Annotated in this window: 9 protein-coding genes; 4 read left to right on the top strand and 5 right to left on the bottom strand. The window is 65.3% G+C overall.

The window, feature by feature from the left end; genetic code table 11:
- Positions 1-740 (top strand): hypothetical protein (locus ACESL8_RS02950; RefSeq protein ID WP_372915788.1); only part of this gene is annotated, 740 nt, incomplete at its 5' end.
- Positions 741-754: 14 nt separating this feature from the next.
- Here the strand turns inward: ACESL8_RS02950 and ACESL8_RS02945 are convergent.
- Genes ACESL8_RS02945 through hisB form a run of 5 tightly spaced genes read right to left on the bottom strand, consistent with a single transcriptional unit; the run spans position 755 to position 3,764 of the window.
- The gene (locus ACESL8_RS02945) at positions 755-1,072 is read right to left on the bottom strand and encodes a phosphoribosyl-ATP diphosphatase (RefSeq protein WP_372915786.1); all 318 of its coding nucleotides are present in this window, start codon (positions 1,070-1,072) and stop codon (positions 755-757) included.
- Positions 1,069-1,848, bottom strand: a complete 780-nt coding sequence (gene hisF, locus ACESL8_RS02940) for an imidazole glycerol phosphate synthase subunit HisF (RefSeq protein ID WP_372915784.1) — start codon at positions 1,846-1,848, stop codon at positions 1,069-1,071. The genes ACESL8_RS02945 and hisF overlap by 4 nt, the downstream gene beginning before the upstream one ends.
- The gene (gene hisA, locus ACESL8_RS02935) at positions 1,845-2,564 is read right to left on the bottom strand and encodes a 1-(5-phosphoribosyl)-5-[(5-phosphoribosylamino)methylideneamino]imidazole-4-carboxamide isomerase (RefSeq protein ID WP_372915782.1); all 720 of its coding nucleotides are present in this window, start codon (positions 2,562-2,564) and stop codon (positions 1,845-1,847) included. The genes hisF and hisA overlap by 4 nt, the downstream gene beginning before the upstream one ends.
- The gene (gene hisH, locus ACESL8_RS02930) at positions 2,561-3,169 is read right to left on the bottom strand and encodes an imidazole glycerol phosphate synthase subunit HisH (protein WP_372915780.1); all 609 of its coding nucleotides are present in this window, start codon (positions 3,167-3,169) and stop codon (positions 2,561-2,563) included. The genes hisA and hisH overlap by 4 nt, the downstream gene beginning before the upstream one ends.
- Positions 3,162-3,764, bottom strand: a complete 603-nt coding sequence (gene hisB / locus ACESL8_RS02925; RefSeq protein ID WP_372915778.1) for an imidazoleglycerol-phosphate dehydratase HisB — start codon at positions 3,762-3,764, stop codon at positions 3,162-3,164. The genes hisH and hisB overlap by 8 nt, the downstream gene beginning before the upstream one ends.
- 130 nt (positions 3,765-3,894) lie before the next feature.
- Between hisB and hslV the strand changes: the two genes are divergently transcribed.
- The 3 genes from hslV to ACESL8_RS02910 all read left to right on the top strand — a co-directional run.
- On the top strand, positions 3,895-4,485 hold the full coding sequence (gene hslV / locus ACESL8_RS02920; RefSeq protein ID WP_372915776.1) for an ATP-dependent protease subunit HslV: 591 nt from the start codon (positions 3,895-3,897) through the stop codon (positions 4,483-4,485).
- Positions 4,482-5,783 carry an ATP-dependent protease ATPase subunit HslU gene (hslU, locus tag ACESL8_RS02915; RefSeq protein ID WP_372915774.1) on the top strand — a complete coding sequence of 434 codons (1,302 nt, stop codon included), beginning with the start codon at positions 4,482-4,484 and terminating at the stop codon, positions 5,781-5,783. The genes hslV and hslU overlap by 4 nt, the downstream gene beginning before the upstream one ends.
- A 246-nt stretch (positions 5,784-6,029) precedes the next feature.
- Positions 6,030-6,975: M1 family aminopeptidase (locus tag ACESL8_RS02910; RefSeq protein WP_372915772.1), on the top strand; the 946-nt coding region annotated here is incomplete at its 3' end.

Below are 6,975 nucleotides of genomic sequence, written 5' to 3'. Positions count from 1 at the left end.
CCGCCCCCGCCGCCGCCCCCGCCGATGCCGCCGATGCCGCCGCCATCGATGCCTTCCGCGCCGGGGATTGGGCAGTGGCGGTGCGCGATGGCCACGCGGAAAACAGTGTGGACAGCCTGGTTCTGGCGGGGCGCGCGCAGCTTTCGATCGCCGGCTACCAAACCACCGACAAGGACCGTGCACTCGCGCTGGTCGCTGCAGCCGAGAAGGATTTCGACACCGCACTCGCCCGCACCCCCACCAACGTAGAAGCGCAACTGCAAAAAACCGTCGCCATCGCCTACCGCGCGCAGCTCACGCGCGGTATCGGCCTGGCCAAGGAAACCCGCCGCCGTTTTGAGGCCATCCGCGCCGCCCACCCGGACACCAGCCTGGTGTGGGGCGCGCTGGGCGGCTGGCACGGCGGCGCCGTGGCCACCGTGGGCAGCTTCCTCGCCAGCACCGCACTGGGCGCCAAGAAATCCGAAATGGAGCGTTGTTACGCGCAGGCGCTCAAACTCGCGCCAAATATACCCTCCACTCGCGTATTCTTCGCCATCACCCTGCTCGATCTGGACCCCGCCAACGCCCCGCGCGCAGCCGCGCTGCTGAAAGGGCTGGAAGCGCTGCCAGCGACAGACGGATTTGAAGCATTGCTGAAACGACAGGGCCTGGAACTGGCCGGCGTGCTGGCGCGCGGCGACAAGGCGGCGGCACAGGCAACGGCGCGGCGGCTCAAGGCGTTCGGGCGGATTGCGTGAAGTGAGCCTCCGGCTCAAGTCGCGCGCTTGGCCTTTTCCTCGATACCCGAAACCCCTTCGCGGCGGACGAGCTCGGCGCGGATATCGTCAAAGCTCAGCCCGGCATCGGCCAGCAGCACGGCGAGGTGAAACATCAGATCGGCGCTTTCCGAAACCATGCCGGCGCGGTCGTTCTGTATTGCGGCGATCACTGTTTCCACCGCTTCCTCGCCCAGTTTCTGCGCAATCTTGGCGCGGCCTTTGGCGGTGAGTTTGGCGACATATGACGTGGCGGGATCGCCGCTGCGGCGTTCGATGATGGCGGCCAGCAGCTGATCAAAGCGCTCCATCAAACACCTCCCGCAAATGGGGTACGGGTTGGCAGGCCTGCCGCCGCCAGTGCCGCGCGCGCTTCGCCGATGGTGACGTCGCCGAAATGGAAGATGGAGGCTGCCAGCACGGCCGAAGCATGGCCCTGGACCACGCCGCTGACAAGATCGGCGACGCCGCCCACCCCGCCCGACGCCACCACCGGTACCGGCACGGCATCGGCAATGATGCGGGTGAGCGCCAGATCATATCCGGATCTGGTGCCGTCGCGGTCCATAGAGGTGAGCAGGATTTCGCCGGCGCCCAGCCGGGCCGCCTCAACGGCATAGGCGACAGCGTCGATGCCGGTTGGCGTGCGGCCGCCGTGGGTGAAGATTTCCCATTTGCCGGGGGCCACTTGCTTGGCATCCACCGCCACCACCACGCATTGTTCTCCGAACCGCATCGCCAGTTCACCGATCAGCGCCGGCCTTGCGACGGCGGCGCTGTTCACCGCCACCTTGTCCGCCCCGGCCAGCAGCAGCGCGCGCGCATCGCCCACGCTGCGGACGCCGCCGCCCACGGTGAGAGGCATGAAGCACTGATCGGCGGTGCGCTCGACGATATCGAGCAAGGTGCCGCGATTTTCGTGGGAGGCGGTGATATCCAGGAAGCACAATTCGTCCGCGCCGGCGGCGTCATACGCGGCGGCGGCCTGCACCGGATCGCCGGCATCACGCAACGCCACGAAGTTGACGCCCTTGACCACGCGGCCACCGGCGACATCGAGACAGGGAATGATGCGGACGGCGAGCGTCATTGCGCCACCTTTATCGCTTCGCCCAAATCGAGCCGGCCATCGTAAAGCGCGCGGCCAGTGATGACGCCTTCGATACCGGGTTGGCCCACCAGCGCGTGAATATCGGCGATGGAGGCAACGCCCCCGGACGCGATCACTGCCAAGCTGGTCGCTGCGGCCAAGGCAACCGTGGCCTCGAGATTGACGCCCTTCAACATCCCATCGCGGCCGACATCGGTGAACAGCACCGCCGCGACCCCGGCATCTTCAAACCGCCGCGCGAGATCCGCCACCGGCAACGTGGATACATCGGCCCAGCCGCGCGTCGCCACCATGCCATCGCGGGCATCAACCGCCACGACGATACGCCCCGGATGATCGCCGGCGAGGCCGCGGACCAGATCGGGGTTTTCCAGCGCCGCCGTGCCCATCACCACGCGCCAGACGCCCGCCGCCAACCAGCCTTCCACATGCGCAGCGGTGCGGATGCCGCCGCCCACTTGGACATGACCGCCCACAAAGCCCGCAAGCGCGGCCTTCACACCGGCGGCGTTGCGGCTGTCGCCGGCAAACGCGCCATCCAGATCGACGACATGCAGATGCGTCGCCCCGGCAGCGCGGAACAGCGCGGCCTGCGCGGCAGGATCATCAGCGTAAACCGTGGCGCGGTTCATGTCGCCTTCAGCCAGCCGCACGCACTGGCCGCCCTTCAGATCGATGGCGGGAAAAATGATCATGATGTCAGCCAGCGCTTGAGGAAGGCCAGGCCGTATCCCTGGCTTTTTTCCGGGTGAAACTGCACGCCGGTGATGTGGCCGCGCTTGACGATGGCGGCAAAGCGACCGCCATGGTCGCTCACTGCCTGCACATCGGCCGGGTCGTCGGGCGTGAAGGCATAGCTGTGCACGAAATACGCGTCGCCCGATGGCACGGCCGCCCCGTTCACCGCCTCCACCCGGTTCCAGCCCATGTGCGGGATTTTCAGCGCGGGATCAGCGGGTTGCAGCCGGTTGACGGTGCCCGGCAACCAGCCAAGGCCGGCATGCACGCCGTGTTCATGGCCTTCGCTGGCCAGCAACTGCATGCCGACGCAAATGCCAAGGAACGGCACGCCGCGCCGGTTCACCGCCTCGTTCAGCGCTGCCTCGATGCCCGTGCGTTCCCGCAATTGGCTGATGCACTGGGCAAAGGCGCCCACGCCCGGCAACACGATGCGCGCCGCCCCGGCAATCACCGCCGGATCGTCGGTCACCACCACGCGCGCGCCCGCGCGCTCCAGCGCCCGCGCTGCAGAACGCAGATTGCCGGCACCGTAATCCACCAGCACGGCTGTGTCAGGCACCGCCCAATGTGCCTTTTGTGCTTGGAATCGCGTCACTTTTGCGCGCATCAATTTCCACCGCCGCCCGCAGCGCCCGCGCCACACCCTTGAAGCAGCTTTCGGCGATGTGGTGATTATTCACGCCGTACAGCGTTTCGATATGCAGCGTGATGCCCGCACCGCCGGCAAAGGCAGCAAAGAATTCCTTGAACATCTCGGTATCCAGCGTGCCGAGCTTGGGCTGGCTGAACGCCGTACGCCAAACGAGGTAGGGCCGCCCCGAAATATCCAGCGCCACCCGGGTGAGCGTTTCGTCCATCGGGATCAGCGCATCCCCATATCGCGTGATGCCGCGCCGTGTCCCCAGCGCCTTTGCCACGGCTTCACCCAGCGCGATGCCGGTGTCTTCGGTGGTGTGGTGGCCATCGATGTGCAGATCGCCGGTGGTTTTCACCGTCAGATCGATCAGGCTGTGGCGCGACAATTGCTCCAGCATGTGATCGAGGAAACCGATGCCGGTCGACACGTCGTACACGCCGCTGCCATCCAGGTTCACGTGAACCTCGACACTGGTTTCCTTGGTCACCCGGGAAATGCTGGCGGTGCGCGCGGTCATGGCTTTGGCTCACAAGGTCTGTTGCTGCGGCAGCGCCTAAAGCATTGCGACAAAGGCGGCAAGCAGAGGGGCCTTTTCGTCGCGGTCAATCGTTCTACATAGAATCGATGCAACAAGAGCCGACCCGATCATGAGCGAACTCCCCCAATTCCATGGCACCACCATCGTTTCCGTCCGCAAGGATGGCCATGTGGTTGTGGCCGGTGATGGCCAGGTGACGATGGGGCAGACGGTGATGAAGCCCAATGCCAAAAAGGTGCGCCGACTCGGTCCCAAAGGCGAGGTGATTGGCGGCTTTGCCGGTGCCACTGCCGATGCCTTCACCCTGTTCGAACGGCTGGAAGCCAAGCTGGAGCGCCACCCCGGCCAATTGATGCGCGCCGCCGTTGAACTGGCCAAGGATTGGCGCAGCGATCGCTATTTGCGCCGGCTGGAAGCCATGATGATCGTGGCCGACAAATCGGTGACGCTGATCATCACCGGCAATGGCGACGTGCTGGAACCGGTGGGCGGCATTGCCGCGATTGGTTCAGGCGGCAACTTCGCCCTCGCCGCCGCCCGCGCGCTGGCCGACAGCGATCATGGTGCGCAAACCATCGCGCGGCGGGCCATGAAGGTCGCCGCAGATCTGTGCGTGTACACCAACGAGGAATTGACCGTGGAAACCATGGCGGCCGGAGACGCGGTTGCCCAAGATGCAACCGCAGGAGACGCCGCATGAGCGCCGATCTCACCCCCCGCGAAATAGTCGCCGCGCTTGATCGCAACATCATCGGCCAGGACGATGCCAAACGCGCCGTCGCCGTCGCCCTGCGCAACCGCTGGCGCCGGCAGCAATTGCCCGACGATCTGCGCGATGAAGTGGTGCCCAAGAATATCCTGATGATCGGCCCCACCGGCTGCGGCAAAACCGAGATCAGCCGGCGGCTGGCGCGCCTGGCAAACGCCCCGTTCATCAAGGTGGAAGCCACCAAATTCACCGAAGTCGGCTATGTTGGCCGCGATGTGGACAGCATCATCCGCGATCTGGTGGAGGAATCCATCCGCCTCGTGCGCGAAAACCGCCGCGCCGCCATGAAGGACAAGGTGCACGACGCCGCGCTGGCCCGGCTGCTGGATGCGCTGGTGGGCAAGGACGCCAGCGAAGCCACCCGCCTCGCTTTCCGCCAGCGCTTCGACGCCGGCGATCTGAAAGGCCGCGAAGTGGAAATCGAAGTCACCGAAGCTGCCCCGAATTTTGAAATGCCCGGCATGCAGCCCGGCCAGGTTGGCATGATCAACCTTTCGGACATGATGGCCAAGGCCATGGGCGGACGGCCGCCCAAACGCCGCAAGATGAAGGTGGAGGCCGCGTGGGAGGCGCTGCTGGCCGAGGAATCGGACAAGCGCCTCGATGACGAGGACATCCAGCGCGAAGCCGTGCGCAACGCCGAAGCCAACGGCATCGTGTTCCTCGACGAAATCGACAAGATCGCGGTTTCGGATGTGCGCGGCGGCAGCGTCAGCCGCGAAGGCGTGCAGCGCGACCTGCTGCCGCTGATCGAAGGCACCACCATCGCCACCAAATATGGCCCGGTGAAAACCGATCACGTGCTGTTCATTGCATCCGGCGCGTTTCACGTCGCCAAACCATCCGATCTGCTGCCCGAACTGCAAGGCCGCCTGCCGATCCGCGTCGAACTCAAAGGCCTGACCGAAGATGATTTCCGCCGCATCCTCTCCGACACCGATGCCAGCCTGATCCGCCAATACGCCGCCCTGCTCGGCACCGAAGGCGTGACGCTCACAATCACCCCCGATGGCATCGACGCCATCGCCCGCACCGCCGCGCAAGTGAACGAAAACGTCGAAAACATCGGCGCCCGCCGCCTGCACACCGTGATGGAAAAACTGCTCGAAAGCGTCAGCTTCGATGCCAGCGAACGCAGCGGCGATACGGTGACAGTGGACGCGGCAATGGTGGCGCGCGAACTGGGCGAGATTGCGGGCAATCGCGATTTGTCGCGGTATATTCTGTAGGAAGGGACGTTGCCGCCGGCGGGCAGGGTCGCGGACCCTGCACCCGTTTGTTTTGGAGCAGTCCATCACCAACGGCCTATGTCATGCTGGCGCAAGCCAGCATGACGATGCCCTTTTGAATGAGCACCGGCCAAAAACGAAAGCGGGTGCAGGGCCTCAGGCCCTGCCCGCCGGAAGCAATCCGCCCTCCCCCTTTGCGCCCAGCGCCGCGGCCGCTAAAGCCCGCTCAACATCGGGAGAACATCCATGAATCGTTTCGGCCTTTTGGCGTTTGCTGCCATTGCCATGCCTGCGTTGGCGCAGGAGGTGCCGTTGGGCCGGTTGCCCGATACCGTGCGCCCGGCGGCGTATCGCATTGATCTGAAGGTTGATCCGGCCAAGGCGGATTTCACCGGCCATGTCGAGATCGACGCCGAGGCCAACGCGCCGACGCGCACCATTTTCCTGCACGGTTTGGGGCTGAAGATGGTCCGCGCCGATGTGATGGCTGGCGGCAAGCGCGTGGCGGCGAAATATGCCGAGGTTGATCCGTCAGGTGTTGCCCGGCTGGATCTGGCGCGCGCTGTGCCGGCTGGCAAGATCACGCTGCGGTTCGATTACAGCACGGGTTTCCGCGAGGGGGCCGAAGGCTTGTTCCGCGCCAAGGTGGGCGGTGACTGGTATGCCTGGACGCAGATGGAGCCGCTGGATGCGCGCCGCATGTTCCCGGGTTTTGACGAGCCGGGCTTCAAGGTGCCGTTCACCGTGTCGCTCACCGTGCCGCGCCGGCTCAAGGCCTTTGCCAACACGCCGGAAGCGGCGACGACGACCAAGGCCGGCTGGACCACGCACAAATTTGCGCCGTCAAAGCCGCTGCCCACCTATCTGGTGGCGGTGGGCGTGGGCGATTTCGATGTGCGCGAAACGGTGATTCCGGCCAATGCCGTGCGCCCGGCGCCGCTGGCGTTCCGGGTGATCGCCGCCAAGGGCCAGGCGCCGCGCATGGGCACCACCTTGGCCGAAGTGCCCAAGATCGTCGGCATTCTCGAGGATTATTTCGGCATCGCCTATCCCTATGAAAAACTGGATTTCATCGCCTCGCCGGTGATGGGCGGCGCCATGGAAAACGCCGGCCTGATCCTGTTTCAGGACACACTGATCCTGCTGGGCGACGCACCGCCGCCATCGCAGCTCCAGCGTTTTGGCGTGGTGG

Origin of the sequence: Sandarakinorhabdus sp., from assembly GCF_041689835.1 — a bacterium.
Classification (GTDB): domain Bacteria; phylum Pseudomonadota; class Alphaproteobacteria; order Sphingomonadales; family Sphingomonadaceae; genus Sandarakinorhabdus.
This window is presented reverse-complemented; position numbering and strand designations above follow the sequence as displayed.

What these genes read in the sequence shown, in the direction of transcription:
- hisF (WP_372915784.1), bottom strand. Translation starts at nt 1,848, where the DNA reads ATGACGCTCGCCGTCCGCATCATTCCCTGTCTCGATGTCGCCGGTGGC.
- hslV (WP_372915776.1), top strand. Translation starts at nt 3,895, where the DNA reads ATGAGCGAACTCCCCCAATTCCATGGCACCACCATCGTTTCCGTCCGC.
- hisB (WP_372915778.1), bottom strand. Translation starts at nt 3,764, where the DNA reads ATGACCGCGCGCACCGCCAGCATTTCCCGGGTGACCAAGGAAACCAGT.
- hslU (WP_372915774.1), top strand. Translation starts at nt 4,482, where the DNA reads ATGAGCGCCGATCTCACCCCCCGCGAAATAGTCGCCGCGCTTGATCGC.
- hisA (WP_372915782.1), bottom strand. Translation starts at nt 2,564, where the DNA reads ATGATCATTTTTCCCGCCATCGATCTGAAGGGCGGCCAGTGCGTGCGG.